The organism is Flavobacterium sp. LM4 (genome assembly GCF_002017935.1).
Taxonomy (GTDB): Bacteria; Bacteroidota; Bacteroidia; order Flavobacteriales; family Flavobacteriaceae; genus Flavobacterium; species Flavobacterium chungangense.
In genome coordinates this window covers 46,167-63,382 of record NZ_MUFW01000003.1, presented here as the reverse complement: position 1 = coordinate 63,382, position 17,216 = coordinate 46,167, and the positions used below count along the sequence as shown (strand labels likewise).

Genomic DNA, 17,216 nt, shown 5'->3' with positions numbered 1-17,216 from the left:
TAACCGTTTGCTTTATTTTTTAATAACAACAGTATTTTTTATAATTTATTTGAAAATTCAAAAACATTTTTATTCAAAAAAGAGACCACGAAATATTAAAAAAATGCTGACTGTCAAAGATTTAAAAACCTCAACAATCAACATCTTTATACTCTTTGTTTTTAAACGCAACGAAATTGCATTTAATAAAATTGATTTAAAATCTAAATATTATAATCTCGCCGGCTCTACCCACTTGAAAATATGAGACTCTTTTGGAATTACGATTCTCTCTGAAATTCTTGCCATACGAGCCGGTAATTTCATCAGATAATCACGTGCTTTTTCAGCTTCATCTGTTAGGTTTGTAATCTTATCAACTTCCCATTTATCGATTAATTTCTGCATGATATCTACATAATCGTTTGCAGTGTAAACTCCGATACGCTGCGCAGAATCTGAAAATTGCTCAAAAGCAGTACTGATTTTTTGACCTGATTCTCTTAAAAAATGCGCCGGCATTACGATTTTTTGTTTCATCATATATTGAAACGCCAACATCATTTCGCTTGGATCAACCTGAAAAATACGGGTAACAAATTCGCTGTACGCATGATGATGGCGCATTTCATCACCAGCAATCATTTTACACATTTTAGACAACTTGTTATCACCAAATTTTTTCGCCATTTGGGCTACTCTGTTATGCGAAACATAAGTTGCTAACTCCTGGAAACTAGTGTATACAAAGTTTTTGTATGGATCGGATCCGGTTCCAATATCAAAACCGTCGTTGATTAAGTGCTGTGTTGTCATTTCGATTTCACGCATGTTTACACGACCAGACAAATACAAGTATTTATTTAGTAAATCTCCGTGTCGGTTTTCTTCTCCCGTCCATTGACGAATCCATTTAGACCAACCGTTTCCACCATTTTCAACCTGATTCACTCCTTCTACATCCATCAGCCAGGATTCATAAGTTGGTAAAGCTTCCTCGGTGATGGTATCACCTACTAAAGTTACCCAGAAATCATACGGTAATTCTTTGGCAATTTCACGTAATTCTTTAACCTCCTCAAAGAAGTTTTCTCCTTGGGAATTAGGTAAAAAATCGGTTGGCTGCCAAATTTTTTCAACAGGAATTAAATACTGTTCTACGAAGCTATCTACATTTTTTTCCAAAAACTGCATTACTTCTAATCTAATGTTTTTTATAGACATTACTTGTTTAATTTGGGATTTAAGTATTAGAATTCTCTCTCTAAATACAAAATCTATTTATATTCATTCACTCCTTCTACAACTGCCTTTTCTGTCAATCTCATTAACTCAGCAAAATCATAATCTTTAACGGCCATTGCTTTATGGGCGGTAAAGGTAAGATGATTTGCTAAACCAACAGGGAAAAACCCATATTTTACCATTTTCCATGAATTGTTAATACTCACTGGAACAACATAAGCTGAAGGCGCATATTTGCAAAGGATTTTTAAACCACTTTGGGCAAATTCTTTAGGCTTTCCTGTTTTACTTCTGGTTCCTTCGGGAAAAATCACAGCAGATCTTGTGTTCTTTTCAATATATTCAGACAAGCCTTTGATTACAGGAATCGCTTGTTTAGGGTCTTTACGGTCAATTAGTACTGAACCTCCATGGCGTAAATTGTATGAAACGCTTGGGATTCCACTACCTAACTCTTTCTTACTTACAAATTTACAATGAAAACGTCTAAAGTACCAAATCATTGCCACGATATCGTACATACTTTGGTGATTCGATACAAAAATCAATGGAACTCCCGTGGGAATTGTCTCTCTGTTTTCAATTGTATATCTGGTTCCCACAAGATTAGTACATCTTAAAAGGAAGAAATTCAAATAATCAACGCTAATTTTGTGAGCCTGATAACCAAAAACATTAAGGCAAAACCATTGTATTGGGTGAAAAATCAGCAAACACAATCCAAAACATAAATAATAAATTACGGAGATTGGATACGAAATTATCTTTTGCATGCTTAAAAAAATTAATTGCCAAAAGTAATAAATAAATTTTTAGCGGTATAAAAATTGAAAACAATAACCGCTTTTCTGGTTTAATTGTACCTTTGCCTCTAAAATTGCAAATTTTTTCTGAATTAAATGAACTTCACATACCCAAAAAATGAACGCTTAAAGAGCAAAACGACAATTGGATTACTTTTTTCTGAAGGAAAATCGGTTTCGAAATATCCGTTACGTTTGGTTTACCGTCAGGCGGAAGCTGATTCAGAAGAAAAAATTAAAATTGGAGTTTCCGTTTCTAAGAAATATTTCAAGAAAGCCGTTGACCGCAATTACTTCAAACGTGTTTTAAGGGAAACCTACCGTTTAAACAAAAATTTGCTTTGGGATAATGTGCAACAGCCTTATTCTTTGATGTTTTTTTATCAGACTAAAGACAAATTATCTTGCGAAGAAATCAATACCAAAACGATTCAGTTGTTTGAGAAATTTCTTCTGCAAATAAATAAAACTACAGATTCTGAAAATAAAACAGAAATGTAATCCATCATTTCAAATACCAATTGAGATTCACCTGAACGAATCGCCTTAATTGGTGATTTATTATTATTTTAGTACTTTATAATTTAAGACAATTCAAAATTATGACTTCTTATTTCAAAAAGAAATTTGTTATACCAGCCGTTGCTATAGGATTTCTATTTATTGGAACCAGTTTCAAAGATGATTTCTTTGAAATAGCCAAACAGATAGAAATCTTTACCACTTTATTCAAAGCCGTTAACACCAATTATGTCGATGAAACTAATCCGGGTGACCTGATGGATAAAGGCATTAAAAGTATGCTGGGGAGTTTGGATCCTTATACCGTTTACTTTAATGAACAGGATGTTGTAAATTTTAAAATCAATAATACCGGCGAATATACCGGAATTGGTGCTATGATTGCACGTAAAAAAGACCGCTTAATTGTTCGTGAGCCTTATAAAAATTATCCTGCGGATAAAGCGGGATTGAAAGCCGGAGACGAAATTATACAAATTGGAGATGTTTTGATTGCCGATTTTAAGGACGATGCATCGCAATTGCTTAAAGGAACAAAAAACACTAAGATCAAAATAAAATACCTGCGTCAGGGAAAAACCTATACTACCGATTTGGTTTTGGATGAAGTTGATATTAAGTCGGTTCCGTTTTATGGAAAAATTGATGATAAAACAGGATATATTGTTTTGGCACATTTTAGTCGAAAAGCGGCAGCTGAAGTAAAAGAGGCTCTTGAAAAACTAAAAACTCAGGGAGCTACTCAAATTGTGCTCGATTTGAGAGGAAATCCCGGCGGTTTATTAAATGAAGCCATTGATATTTGCAATTTGTTTGTTCCCAAAAATGAAGTGATTGTAACTACAAAATCAAGAATTGAAAAACACAATAACACCTATAAAACTACTAAAGAACCTATAGATACTCAGATTCCACTGGCTATTTTGGTAAACGGAAAAAGTGCTTCGGCATCAGAAATTGTTTCCGGAGCTTTGCAGGATTTAGATCGTGCCGTTATTTTAGGAAGCCGTAGTTTTGGAAAAGGTTTGGTACAACGTACCGTAGAATTGACTTACGGAACACAACTAAAAGTAACTATTTCACGTTATTATACTCCTTCAGGACGTTGTATTCAGGCACTGGATTATGCTCATAAAGACAAAAATGGTGTAGCCCAAAAAACTGATTCTAAAAACTTTAATGCTTTTAAAACAAGAAAAGGACGAACAGTTTATGATGGTGGTGGTGTTTTGCCTGATATTGAACTGGATGAAACCAAAATGAGTCCAATTACAAATGCGCTATTAAAAAACGACGGAATTTTTGATTATGCCACAACCTATTATTATAAAAACCCGAATTTAGGAGATAAGATTCCAACGATTACAGATGCTGATTACATTGCTTTCAAACAATATTTAAAAGCCAATAAATTTACTTTCGATACAGAAACCGAACTGGCTTTGAAAAACACTTTGGCAGCGGCCAAAAACGAACAAATTGATGAAGCAATTGTTATTGAATATAAGCAACTATTAAATGCACTTGAAAAAAGTGAAACTACGCTATTAGATAAAAATCAAAAAGAAATTAAAAACCTGATTCTGGAAGAACTTATCAAAAGATACCAATATCAGGAAGGTCTATATCAATATTACATTAAAAACAATTCAGAAATTAAAAAAGCGGTGACAGTCTTAAATAATCAAACTGAGTACAAAACGATTTTAAAAATGTAGAAAAAATGAAACTTTGCAAAGCGTTATTTCTGTTATTCATTTACAATTTATCGGCGCAGCAAAAACCCATCGAAACCATTTATTTTGATTTTGACAAATACGTCCTTACCAGTCAGCAAACCAAAGTCATCACCGATTTTGTAAAAAACTTAGACACCACAAAAATAGAATCCATACAGATTTACGGCTATTGCGATGATCGTGGCAATGACGAATATAACTACCGTTTATCTTATGACAGGGTAAATACTATACAGGAAATATTAGTTTCAAAAGGCTTTAACAAAAGTAAAATAATTATTCTTGAAGGAAAAGGACGGGTTATAATCAGGAGCGATACCGTTGAAGACCTACATGAAACGAGATCAAAAAACCGCAGGGTCGATTTGATTGCCGTTAAAAAAAACAGTTACGAAAAAGGAATTCGTAATTCATTAAAAAGCGAATTAAACGTAGGTGATAAAGTTTTACTGGAAAACATATTGTTTGATCTTGGGAGTTCAAAACTAACGTACCATTCTAAAAAAGAATTAGATAAAATTGTTACCATTCTGCAATCCAAAAAAAACATTCAGTTTGAAATCAGAGGTCATGTGTGCTGTACTCCTGAAATGTACACAGACGGAATAGACCGGGAAAATAACGAAAGAAGACTTTCCTGGAATCGTGCCAAAACAGTGTTTTTCTATTTGGCATCGAAAAAAATATCCAAAAGCCGCATGACATTTCAGGGCTGCGGCAACAAATATCCGCTTGGAAAAGGGGACAATTTAGACCGGAGAGTTGAATTTTATATTACTAAGATTTAGTTTTCCAGCAAATACTTTTGTGCTGCTTCCATCAATTCATCTCTACCTTCCTGAATACCTTTAATTGTAGGATGAACCGTAATATCTATCTTTACACCTGTACGTTGAGTTGGGGTTCCATCCTGATAAAAAACACCAAGTCCGCTCATAACTGCTTTAAACCCTATAAATTCTACTTTCGAAATATCACCGTCTGCCCCGGCTGTTTGACTTCCCAGAGTTGTAACGTTGTTTCCGGATTGTAAGAGCATCGCCATAAATTCACTTGAACTTTGCGTTTGGTCATTCACTATTAAAACCACTTTTCCTGTATAGTATTCATTTTTAATCGGAGTATTTATCAGAGGCTTTTCCCAGATAAATCTTCCCGGATAACTTAAATCCGGTTTTACAATTTTCGCATACTCTTTATTTGTCGTTATTAACCTACTGGCAATTCTAAATGGTATAAAATTCGGATTCCTAACATCTATTATAAGAGCTTTTGTCGAATTTAGTTTCTGCATCATTTCATCCTGATCTTTTATTTCTAAAAGAGCCAGATCTATATATCCAATATTATTTTCGTCTATATAATACTTTTTAGTGTTAGCGTTTATTTTTCCAATGAATTTGTTTCCTTCCAGCAGTTTTACGTTTTTATAAAAAAACTGATCATTTCTTCTTAATTTAAGATTGACAGAATCTGTACTGCTGCTTAAAACCAAATAATCATAATTCCTTGCTTTTGTATTTTGGTTAGAGCCATGAATGTATTTTTTTCTTTCACTGATAGTTTTCAAAACATTATTATTGTCTATTTCTTCGATAATATCACCTGTCTTGAGTCCATCCCATTCTGTTCCTGAATGATATGGAAATCCTGTAATTGCAATTTGATTTTCTACCAGGTTAAAAAATACCGGTAAAGATTTGGTTCCAAAAAAATTTCCAATATGATTGGTGTAAAAATTAGCATGTGTGTCATCTAATTTAATAACTGTTTCTAACATCACTAAATGATACGCAGTTGTATTCTCAGCATTCAAAAACTTAGGGATCATTTCTTCCAAAGCAGAATTCCAGTTTTGATCGGTCATATATTTATAAGGAAAAAAATATTCTACAATATTCCAATATCGGAATAAGCTTACCAAGCGCAGATTTCGCCCCGGAAATTCGAAGTTTTTGTACTCAGGTTCATTAGTTATCTGAATGTTGTCACGTGAAGTCGTTGTAACATAAAAGTTCTTGCCCTGAAACCTGTTTGATTCTATATATCTGAGTTTTTGAGAAAGCTCAGTAGTAAAAGTATTCGAATCATCCATCCATGAAAAATCTAAATTCTTTTCAAAATACTTCTTTTTGACATCGTTTTTACACGATTGGCATTCTTTTAAATCTCCAAGACCAACAATCCAGTCAAGATAGATTTTAGACAATTCCTCCCTTGTTGTAGCTTTTTCAACTTTAGGTAATACTTCCAATAATTGTTCATCCCAGTTAAAACTGCCTTTCACAACATTTGGATGATAATATTTAAGAAATCCCCAAATTTTTGCCAAACTTGCCAGATTTTCAACTTTTTTCTTATCCGTTTTGTCGATCGATTGGTTTTGACCGAAACTTAAAAAACTAAAATAACAAAAAACCAAAACCCACTTTATTTTATCCATTTATTATAAATTTTCTTAATTACAGAAACTAAAATAGACAAGTGAATATTAAATAATGTTATTATAATCATAAAGTTACAGGCAATAAAAAGCCTCCATCTGGTAAGGAGGGCACTGAAAAAGTCCTTTAAAATTAAAAAGGTAATTTTACAAGTAAAATGGAGGCTCTGAGAATCGTCTGTACGAAAGTGTTCTCAATCACCTATCCGAATACATTAAAGAAAAAGAGGTTGTTTTCATATTTGAAAACAACCTCTTTTGATAAATAGCCACTTTTTCAGTGCCCTCCTGGTAAGTTCAAGGCTTTTTATAAAATCTTTTAGAAAAATTAAATTTTTGGTAAAGCTTAATTCCTTACCATCTCAATATGCGGGATATCATCTTCCAGATACATTTCACTGGTTTGTATAAATCCATGACTTTCGTAGAATTTTTTTAGGTATAACTGCGCACCTATTGTAATTTTTTCTTTTCCAAAATTTGACTTTATTCCTGCAATGGCTTCCCGCATTAAATCATGTCCCCATTTACGGTCACGGTAATTGAGATCAACAACTACTCTTCCTATTGAAGCATTATCGAAACTTATTCCCGCATCTAATAATCGCGCATGAGCAACGGTTTTACCATCATACTCTCCTATTAGATGTAAAGCATTCTTATCTTTCCCGTCAAGATCTAAATAAACGCAATTTTGTTCCACTACAAAGATTTCACTTCTTAGTTTCAATAAATCATATAGTTCATGAACCGTTAAGGCCTCAAAAGACTTTATTTTCCATTTTAATTCCATTGCGTATTATTTTATTATTTATTCTAATTCAAAAGAGTAAAATTAATTTAAAAAATGAAAACAGAAAGAATACATCTATGTGTTTCAACAAAAAATCCCGATGATATCTCGCAATCGGGATTTTTTCTATTTTTTCTAATCATTAGGAATGTAGATTATTTTTTCTTCATAATGATTTCCATGCTTTTATATTCCTTCCCTTTTTTTGTATCATACATCTCCATTTTACGGGTTGTTGCATCCACGATCGTGTACACTTCACGATATGGTGTTTTTTTTCCGTTTATTGGGTTTACCATTTCGCCTTTAAGTTCCATACTTTTAGTCTTATCATCATATTTACCTGTAGCAACCATCATGCCCGTCCCCATATTGTCAATAAAAGTAGTGGTGTATTCTTTACTGGCATTATTGTAGGCTAATGTAGATTTTCCTTCAAATGGCTGTCCCATCATCGTTCCCTGATAATTAGCTTCCTGATAACGACCTCCCAGAATCATTTTTATATTTGTCGTAGAACTTGCCTTTTCAGGTTTACCTCCTTCTTCTTCCCAAAAAGTCATGTCACAATTCCATGTTCCGGTTTCATCAGCCATCATTTTATGAGGCGATCCCGGCGTTGCATATTCCATCCATGCCTTGATTTGCGCAGCAGAATCTAAAGGCATTTCAGCAATTGAATCTTCTGTTTTTATACTATCAACAGCTTTAGAACTTTCAATTTCTGTTTTTACTTCTTTTTTACAAGAAGAAAAACACAAAACTAACATCAATAATGTTACAAATAAATTTTTCATAATTTCCTGATTTAATGTTTGTTACAAACAAAAGTATGGAAAATAAATTTACTATCTCTTTTCTATTCTTACCGATTTTATAATCGCTTCCAGTTCTAACATTAAATCACGTTCCTGATTGGAGGGTGAGTAACAGAATCCTTCAATTACCAAAATTCGATTATAAACTTTATCTACTATCGCATAGTTGATAAAAGGCCCTGTCATAAAATCGTTTTTTAACTCCCATGTCCCTTTTGTCTCAAAAGTCTTTTTTCCGTTTAAAGTTGTAATGGAAAAATAAGGTGCATAATCTTCTCCGGTAATCATCTGGGTATTTGTTTCGCGCCCTTTAATATAATGTCCAACCGAATCACGCATTCTAACAATATTACCAACAACATTGGGATTTTTCATCAGTCTGTTTAAGGGAATCTGATAAACAAGCAGACTGGTACTCCCGCTAATAATTTCTTTCTTCAGCCAAATGAAATTGCGTTTATGTAACATGTATTCGTAACCCGTTGGAACTTGCAAATCGATATGAAATTTGTTTTTGATAATTGCCGGATTTAGAAGTGATTTTTGGTTATCCTGCTGCAATTTTCTAATTTCTGTTTGACGAATTGCTTTAATGATTTCCGGCGAGTTCATTTCGATACTGCAAATTAAATCTTCATTTGATTTCCCGTAAATTCGAAAAGTATTATGCGGTAAGGCTTTAGTATTGGTTTTAACCTCAAACTTGTCTGTAGCAGCCTTTTTTATTACAATAATGCTTCGGCTGTCTGTCACAAAACCTTCAAGTAGTTTTGCAGGATATTGATTGATTGTAAATAAAGGCTCTTCTTGTGTTAGGCCTAAAACCGGTGATGCGAATTTATTTCGAATACTGTCACCTACTTCGCCATACCACAACTGATCGTCAATGATTATGGAAATTGTGTTGGTTTTACCAGCATTTGGCTGAGCCTGATGTTCATTTTTTTGAAAACAGGAAACCAGTAAAACAGAAAGTAGCAGAAACAAAAAATGGGTTTTATTCATTTTAAAAATTATATGAAATAAAACCCAAATTTAGGTAAGATATTTTATTTATCCGTTTATTTTAAGCTTCATTCCTGGTTTGATATCCTCATCTTTAATGCCGTTCCATTTTTTAATATCTGAAATGGTCACACCTGGATATTTTTTCGAGATGCTATACAAAGAATCTCCTTTTTTAACGTAATAATCTTCTCCAATACTTTTCGCGGTAGCTGCTTTTTTCTTAAAAGAATCAATTGAATTTGACGCAACAACTGTAGTTGTAGTTTCAACAACAGTATTTTCCTTTTTTGAAACAACTAATGTTTTGCCTAATGCAAGATTGTTTGATGTAAGGCCATTCCATTCTTTTAATTCTGATAAAGTAACTCCGAATTTTTTTGCAATATTACCCAGATTATCTCCATTTTTCACAACATATTCTACTTCAATTTCATTTTTGTTTGAGATCTCAGTAGATGCTACTGCTGTTTCAGTTGGTTTTTTAATTACTTCCTGAGCAGTTTTTGAAATTAAATCCTTAGGTTTTATTTTTAAAGATCTCCCTACTACTACTGAATTGTTCTTAAGGTTGTTCCATTGTTTAATATCTGCTACAGCAACATCATATTTTTCAGCAATCGAACTCAAATTATCTCCTTTCTGAACTATATACGATTCCAAATCTAATGGTTCAGGAACTTTTATAGACTTTGTCTTTATTTTTGGAGTTAATTTCTGTGCAAGACGAGAAGGCATTTTATAGATATTGGAATCATGTTTTACGTAAGCGTAAATTTTATCCTCGTTATTTACAAAAGTTGCGATTTTATCTTTTGGCAGACGTAAAAAGTGTTCTTCGTTTTGGTAATATGGAACGACTTTTAGTTTGTAGGAAGGGTTTAAAAGTTCTAATTGAGATTGCGGCATGTCTAACAAATCGGCAATTTGTTTAAAAGACATTTTTTCTTTGATTCGAATTGTATCTGTTTCAAAGTTTTTCACAACAGCTCTTTGCGGATTAATACCATGTTCTTTATGAAATTCAAAAAGATACATTGTGGCTAAAAATGCAGGTACATACCCCTGTGTTTCTTTTGGAAGATAATTTCGAATATCCCAGTATTTCGTTTTCCCGCCTGAACGACGAATTGCTTTTGTTACATTACCAGGGCCTGAGTTGTATGAAGCCAAAACAAGTTCCCAGTCGCCAAAAACATTAAACATTTTAGTCATATATTCTGATGCTGCTGCAGTTGCTTTAAGCGGATCACTGCGTTCATCAATATAGGAATCAATTTTAAGATCGTATTGTTTTCCGGTACCGTACATGAATTGCCAAAGTCCGGTAGCGCCCATTTTAGAAACTGCTTTAGGATTTAAAGCAGATTCTACAACGGCTAAATATTTAATTTCTAAAGGAACATTTTGCTTCGCAAACGCATCCTCAAAAATTGGGAAATAATATTCTGATAAAGCCATTAATCGGGAAAACGATTTTTTACGATTTTTAAGAAATGACTTTATTATATTTTCTAATCCCTGATTGTATTCTATTTCAAACGGTGATTTTTCATTCATTACCTGAAGACGCTGTTTTAATAGCTCTGTTGGCAATTCCTGATCAATTGTAACGTCTTTATTAATTGTTTGAATATCCTTACACAGATCATCATAGATATCCAGACTTGTTAATTCATTCATCCAGAGACTATCTACACGAATGGCTAAGTCATTTTTTACAAATGAATTTTTTACTGAATCTAAGTACGAAATCTTTACTTCAGGCTTTATTTCGGTATCTGCTTTTACTACATCTTGTGCAAAACCAGTTATTGAAAAAAAGACTGAAACCGCTAAGGAAATTTTTCTTATAATCATATAACATTTTTTTAAAATTCTATAATCCAAATAATTACAGAAATGGTATTTTTACAAACTTAAGCAGAATAACGCTAAAAAACGTAAAAAAAAATGTTAATTGTTATATTTTAGTCTAAAATAGCAGCGATACCAGGTAAAATTCTTCCTTCTAACATCTCCAGCATAGCTCCTCCGCCTGTAGATACATAACTCATTTTATCTTCAAAACCGAATTGTTTTACTGCTGCTACAGAATCACCTCCGCCAACAAGTGAAAAAGCACCATTTGCAGTTGACTCAGCAATATAGTCACCTAAAGCAATAGTTCCTTTTGAGAAAGTTTCCATTTCAAAAACACCAAGAGGACCATTCCATAAAATCGTTTTCGATTCTAAAATTACTTTTTTGAAGTTTTCCAAAGATTTAGGACCTGCATCCAGACCTTGCCATCCATCAGGAATTGCCGTTACATCTACTACCTGAGTATTGGCTGTATTTGAAAAATCATCAGCAGCAATTACATCAACCGGAATGTGAATCTGAACTCCTTTTTCTTTAGCTAGTCTTAAAATTTCAAGTGCTAAATCCTGTTTGTCATCTTCACAGATAGATTCTCCAATTTTTCCGCCTTGCGCTTTCACGAAGGTAAAAGTCATACCGCCACCAATAATCATGTGGTCAACTTTATCAAGGATATTTTCGATAACCGTGATTTTAGAAGAAACTTTAGAACCTCCTAAAATAGCCACAACTGGTTTTTCGCTATTTTTAAGTACTTTATTTAAACTTTCAATTTCTTTTGCCAATAATGTTCCGAAACATTTTTCAGTTGGGAAAAATTGTGCAATAATAGTTGTTGAAGCATGCGCTCTGTGAGCCGTTCCAAAAGCATCATTTACATAAATATCTCCTAGTGAGGCTAATTCTTTTGCAAAAGCAACATCTCCTGCTTCTTCTTCAGCATGAAAACGCAGATTCTCAAGTAATAAAACTTCTCCCGGTTTTAAGTTTTTGGCAGCAGTCTGAGCAGGCTCACCCACACAGTTTTCTGCAAACTGAACATTTACTCCTAAAATTTCAGAAGCCGTTTTTAAAATATGCTTTAATGAATATTTTTCTTCAGCTCCTTTTGGTCTTCCTAAGTGTGACATTAAAATCACGCTTCCGCCCTGAGCCAGTATAGCATCAATAGTTGGTTTTGCAGCTTCAATACGTGTTGCATCTGTTACATTGAAATTTTCATCCAAAGGCACATTAAAATCTACACGGATAATTGCTTTTTTATTTTTAAAATCGAAATCGTTTAGAGTTTTCATTTGATAATTATTTTATGGTTTTTTTGAAAGAAAAACAAATATAGAACTTTTAAGGTTCTTATAAATTCGGATAAACTAAAAAACCGATAATTTAAAGAACGAAATCGTTATAATTTCACAAATAAATTTCTTTATTAAATATTAAACACAAATTTATAAGACGAATAATCAGTCAAAAGATAAAAAAAGCCTTTTCTAATAAAGTATTAAGTTAGAAAAGGCAAAAAATAATAATGTTTTTGTTTAACTATTCCTGCTGAATATAACAGACTGACAAATGGGGCTGTACGGGAAACATAATGGTTTCGTATTCGTTTGTGTTTTCGGTGTTTTTAGAAACGACATAGTTACCTTCTATAATTCCGAAATAAGTTAATAATGGTGAATAAAATGTAATTCCTATTTTATGTTTGGAATGATCTGTAATATCAGTATTGACAATATCGAGCTGATAATTGACAAAAGAAAAATACTGATTACCAAGTACATCTGAAACCCTGTGAAAATTTCCTTTTAATTGTTGCACATACCCGTCTGCCGCAATTCCAACCAAAAAATGCAGCTGAGAGGCCTTTTCATTTTCAGATAATAATTCCCTAAACGTATTTTTAGGATTTTCAGCCGAATTGAATTGCTGGCTTTGCATTTTATATTCCTTAAAAGTATCTTCAAAAACATATTTATCCCAGATTATTCTAGAAGAACTATCAATAATTACGCGATAAGCCAGCTTTATTTTTGATATTTTCATAAGTTCTTATTTTAAAGCAACTTCAAACACCAATAAAACAGCATTTTCTGATAATGCTTCCCATTCAATCATTTCTGTTTTTTCCATACTTAAACCGTCTTTTGGTTCTAAAAGTCTATCTTCGACTTCAAAAGCACCATTAACAACATATACGAAAATACCGTTTTTAGGATTTTTTAAAGTATAAAAGCCTTTCTTTCTTCCGTCAAATATGCCAATACTACCAATTGCTTTATCTATCTCAAACAATTGAATTAATTTGTTTCTGACCGTAAAATTGATTTCAGATTTCTGGAAATAATTTTTAAAATATCGCGTATCCATTTCAAAATGAATGGTAAGAAAACTGACGTTTTCATTTTCATAAGGATTAAAAATTTCTACGGTTATTTCTTCCTCTACACCAATTACCCTAATTTGCTCAACTCTTAAAAATTCAGCATTACCAAGATTGTCTTTATATTCTATACCGCCAAATAAGGGTAAAATAATCACATTTGTATTCGCTTTTATTACTCTGGAAATACAATGTTGGGGAGCAAGTATTTCTTCGTTTAAAATTTGTAACGAACCAAATGGTAATCTGGACAACTCCTGATACTGATCAAAATTAAAAGTGGCAAAACAATTGTATTTTTCTGATTTGAAAACACCTCTTGTTTCTGACTTATAAATCTGAGCTGGAATTTGCTTAATCATTTTTTAGATTTTTTTAACTGGCAACATTTATAGTATGTTTTAATACAAAACCTTCTGCGATACTACCTGTAACTGTTGCCAGCTCGTTTGCCACCGAATCAGAAAAGACATTATCAGATGCATTATAAGTGTAACCGGATAAACCTTTTGTATATCCATTCGCGCTTGATGCATTTACCAAAGCAACAGCACTTCCCGAACCTTCTGGGAATGCAATTTGAGTCACCAGTAGCGAGGTTCCGCTAGCATTGTAAATATGAACATGAATATGTGTGGCACGGCTCGTGTACCAACCCGGAAAAATAGAAGTAAAAGTTACTAAACCGTTATCATCTGTAGTTTGTCTTCCTCTTAGAAAATGGTATGTTGTATAATTGACAGACTGCATTGAAGTTCCACCATACTCAGAATAATATCCATCTTTGTCACAATGCCAAATATCTACAATAGCACCTTTTAAAGCAGCACAACTGGCTTTTGTGTTTTTTATAGTGATATTAATCGTAAAAGCGACGCCTGTTCTGTCCATAACAATATTTGATTTTACCAAAGACGATGGAGAAATGGTAGGAAATGGACCAGCCGTTTCTGAAGAAGTAACCGAACAATCTGCTGAAGAGCCAGAGTTAGCACCAGTATCAGTAGCTGTTTCTGTATCGGTTGAGGATTCTGAAGAATCATCGTCTTTGCTACATGCGTTTAAAATTGGAATAGCCAAAGAGCCTATTCCTACTAAACCCAGACCTCTTAAAAAATCTTTTCTTTTCATAATAACACCATTTACAGTTTATGGTTGTAAAAATATTTAAACTTATAATGAACTTAAAATTTATGAGGTAATGACAGGTTTTTATGAGGTAAAATTGTTAAAATAAAATTTATTCCTTTTAAAATTTAAAACTTTTTATATCTATTTCGCAAATGAATGAGGGTTGATGGGCTATTAAAAATTACCCTGAATTTCTCCAGTTTAATTACTGTTTAGATATTGTCACTAAAAAAGGTGCAATGATTTCAAAGAATTAAAATTTGTAATTTATTCCAACTTTCAGGAAAAAAGGAGTTCCGGGAGTAAAATGAATTTCTTCTACACTTGCAGTTTCATTTTTTAATCTGGATTCTGTAGCAAACTGTGTTTCATTCCATTTCGAATTGAATATATTTTCGATCGTGATACCAAAAGCTATTCTTTTGAAAGTATAGTTTATATTGAAATCTGATATAAAATATCCTCTTGCAACTATCGAATTGTCTTCGTTGGCTGGTCTGTCTTTCATATATCTATAGCGCAAACCGCCTGAAAAGTTTTTCCAGTTTTGAAAACTTAATCCCCCAGTAGATGTAAAATCCGGGGCCAGCGGAATGTAATTTTGCCCTTTAGGATCATTAATGCTTCGTGCATAGGTGTAATTGGCATCCAGATTAAAAAAGAAATAATCACTTAATTGATAGCGAATACCCAAATCAAAACCTGACCTTCCCGTTTTACCGCTTGGTTCTACAACTCCTGCATCGCCTACATATACAAACTCTTGCTGTAAATACAAATACCATAAAGCGGAATTAACAATTAATCTTGGAAACGGTTTCCAAATCGTACCTAAATCTATTCCAGCTGCTGTTGGCAAAATTTCTTTTCCATTATTTGCTACGACAACTCTGGCATCATTGGAATGAAAACCCGTTCCCGTTTTGATGTACAATTGCAAATTATTATTTTGTGAATAAACGAAATTTAGTTTTGGTGATACTTTTGCCTGACTTTCGGTTTGTGTTTTGTAATTAGCGGCCAGCTTATCCTGATACCCGAATTTAAAATAATCCAGTCGAACGGCTGGGTTAATCAGCCATTTCCCCAAACGAATCTCCGAATTTAAATACGTAAATATATTTGACTCATCAATATCTCCTAGTTTGATTTGTTCTAAGGTGGTGCTTCTATTCAATGTATGTGACAATTCAGTATTGGTTGTGGCGTCATTTCTTATACCAAAGCCCAATTGAAATAACAGGTCAACCGATTCTTTCTGAATGTTTTTATTCAGTTCTGCATTAATTCCGTAAAGATTTCTGTCTTCTTTTTGCTTAATCTGATCACCATTTACAGGATCTTCCAGGAAAAAAGTAAAGTTCGAAAACAATTCGAATTTATAATTTGAATAAAAGGTATTGGCTTTCAAAAAAGTATTGTCATCAATTGGTTTAAACAATGAAACATTAAAATTAGATCTGGAAGTTGCCCCGCCTTCGGTATCATCTACTGATCCAAATCTTGAAATCGTTCCTGCATCCACCAATCGCTGCGGTACCTGCCCAGAAGCATCCCACTTACTGGTGAAGCGTGAAGCAGTAACTGAAAAACGGCTATTATCTTCTAACACGAAAGAATATTTTCCAAATAAATTGATTCGGTTAAAATTTTGAGGCGAATCGAATGGTCCGTCAGTAAGAATATATTCAGTAGCAATATAGGCACTTTGCTTTTTGTTATTTCCCAAAAGATCAAACAAACCGACAGTCCTAAAAGTATTAAATTGCCCTAATTCTACGGCAATACTGCTAAAATCCAGTTTTTCTTTTGTGCCAAAATCAACATATCCGGCCGTTGCAAAATTACCTTTGTTTGCATAATAGGTTCCTTTGCCAAAATCTATTTTCTCAACCGTTTCCGGGATAACAAAATGCAAATCGGCATAACCTTGTCCGTGTGCGTGAGAGACCATATTTACAGGCATTCCATCCACATTAATCGCAATATCAGTACCGTGATCGACATCAAAACCCCGTAAAAACATTTGTTCAGCTTTACCTCCGCCGGCATGCTGCCCAATAAATAATCCCGGGACTTTACGTAAAATTTCCTGCGAAGAATTAACCGGAGTGGTTTCCAGATCAATTTTTGAAATCACATTAATGGCAGCTATTTTAGAGGGAATAATCACTTCTTCCAGTTTAAAACTATCACTTTCCATCACAATGCTAATTTCAGAATCGGTAACTGCATAAATCCTCTTCTTGTATCCCAATGCAATTACATTCAGAACATCCCCAATATTGGATTTATCAATATTAAAAACCCCTGTTTCATTAGTATGCGAATGCGTATTTGATTTTGGATTAGTAATAGTCACGTTTTCTATTGGTTTTCCGTTTTCATCAATAACAATTCCTTTTTGAGTCTGAGTGAAAGCGTTTAAACTAAATAATAGCGTGACAATTAATGTATATTCTTTCATTATTCAAATTAATGGTTTTTAAGAA

The 17,216-nt window shown here is 33.2% G+C and carries 15 protein-coding genes; 3 read left to right on the top strand and 12 right to left on the bottom strand.

Going from position 1 to position 17,216, the window contains the following annotated elements; all coding sequences use genetic code 11:
* Positions 1-210 precede the first annotated feature (210 nt).
* Positions 211-1,203: an acyl-ACP desaturase gene (locus BXU10_RS17690; RefSeq protein ID WP_078228892.1), complete on the bottom strand. Its 993-nt coding sequence runs from the start codon at positions 1,201-1,203 to the stop codon at positions 211-213.
* 53 nt (positions 1,204-1,256) lie between these two features.
* On the bottom strand, positions 1,257-1,997 hold the full coding sequence (locus BXU10_RS17685; RefSeq protein WP_078228891.1) for a 1-acyl-sn-glycerol-3-phosphate acyltransferase: 741 nt from the start codon (positions 1,995-1,997) through the stop codon (positions 1,257-1,259).
* Positions 1,998-2,123: 126 nt separating this feature from the next.
* On the opposite strand from BXU10_RS17685, the gene rnpA reads away from it, so the two are divergent.
* From rnpA to BXU10_RS17670, 3 genes are all read left to right on the top strand, one after another.
* Entirely contained in the window at positions 2,124-2,528 is a 405-nt protein-coding gene (gene rnpA / locus BXU10_RS17680) for a ribonuclease P protein component (protein ID WP_078228890.1), read from the top strand.
* A 101-nt stretch (positions 2,529-2,629) separates the two neighbouring features.
* Entirely contained in the window at positions 2,630-4,267 is a 1,638-nt protein-coding gene (locus BXU10_RS17675) for a S41 family peptidase (protein ID WP_078228889.1), read from the top strand.
* 5 nt (positions 4,268-4,272) lie between these two features.
* A complete protein-coding gene (locus BXU10_RS17670; RefSeq protein ID WP_078228888.1) occupies positions 4,273-5,076 on the top strand; it encodes an OmpA family protein in 804 nt (267 codons plus the stop codon).
* On the opposite strand, the gene BXU10_RS17665 is transcribed toward BXU10_RS17670, so the two are convergent.
* The 10 genes from BXU10_RS17665 to BXU10_RS17620 form a co-directional block, all read right to left on the bottom strand.
* The gene (locus tag BXU10_RS17665; RefSeq protein ID WP_078228887.1) at positions 5,073-6,731 is read right to left on the bottom strand and encodes a S41 family peptidase; all 1,659 of its coding nucleotides are present in this window, start codon (positions 6,729-6,731) and stop codon (positions 5,073-5,075) included. The two genes, BXU10_RS17670 and BXU10_RS17665, sit on opposite strands and share 4 nt — an antisense overlap.
* A 346-nt stretch (positions 6,732-7,077) precedes the next feature.
* Positions 7,078-7,524 (bottom strand): GNAT family N-acetyltransferase, encoded by a 447-nt coding sequence (locus tag BXU10_RS17660; protein ID WP_078228886.1) that lies wholly within the window; start codon positions 7,522-7,524, stop codon positions 7,078-7,080.
* A gap of 155 nt (positions 7,525-7,679) precedes the next feature.
* Positions 7,680-8,321, bottom strand: a complete 642-nt coding sequence (locus BXU10_RS17655; protein WP_078228885.1) for a DUF1579 domain-containing protein — start codon at positions 8,319-8,321, stop codon at positions 7,680-7,682.
* A 51-nt stretch (positions 8,322-8,372) separates the two neighbouring features.
* Positions 8,373-9,347 (bottom strand): DUF4837 family protein, encoded by a 975-nt coding sequence (locus BXU10_RS17650; protein WP_078228884.1) that lies wholly within the window; start codon positions 9,345-9,347, stop codon positions 8,373-8,375.
* Positions 9,348-9,395: 48 nt separating this feature from the next.
* The gene (locus BXU10_RS17645) at positions 9,396-11,207 is read right to left on the bottom strand and encodes a LysM peptidoglycan-binding domain-containing protein (protein ID WP_078229254.1); all 1,812 of its coding nucleotides are present in this window, start codon (positions 11,205-11,207) and stop codon (positions 9,396-9,398) included.
* A 110-nt stretch (positions 11,208-11,317) separates the two neighbouring features.
* Positions 11,318-12,505, bottom strand: coding sequence for a phosphoglycerate kinase (gene pgk / locus BXU10_RS17640; RefSeq protein WP_078228883.1), 1,188 nt, complete (start codon positions 12,503-12,505; stop codon positions 11,318-11,320).
* A gap of 247 nt (positions 12,506-12,752) precedes the next feature.
* A complete protein-coding gene (locus BXU10_RS17635; RefSeq protein ID WP_078228882.1) occupies positions 12,753-13,256 on the bottom strand; it encodes a hypothetical protein in 504 nt (167 codons plus the stop codon).
* Positions 13,257-13,262: 6 nt separating this feature from the next.
* A complete protein-coding gene (locus tag BXU10_RS17630) occupies positions 13,263-13,955 on the bottom strand; it encodes a hypothetical protein (RefSeq protein ID WP_078228881.1) in 693 nt (230 codons plus the stop codon).
* Positions 13,956-13,968: 13 nt separating this feature from the next.
* Positions 13,969-14,724: an intradiol ring-cleavage dioxygenase gene (locus BXU10_RS17625; protein ID WP_031457572.1), complete on the bottom strand. Its 756-nt coding sequence runs from the start codon at positions 14,722-14,724 to the stop codon at positions 13,969-13,971.
* 253 nt (positions 14,725-14,977) lie between these two features.
* A complete protein-coding gene (locus BXU10_RS17620; protein WP_078228880.1) occupies positions 14,978-17,191 on the bottom strand; it encodes a TonB-dependent receptor domain-containing protein in 2,214 nt (737 codons plus the stop codon).
* Positions 17,192-17,216: the final 25 nt, after the last annotated feature.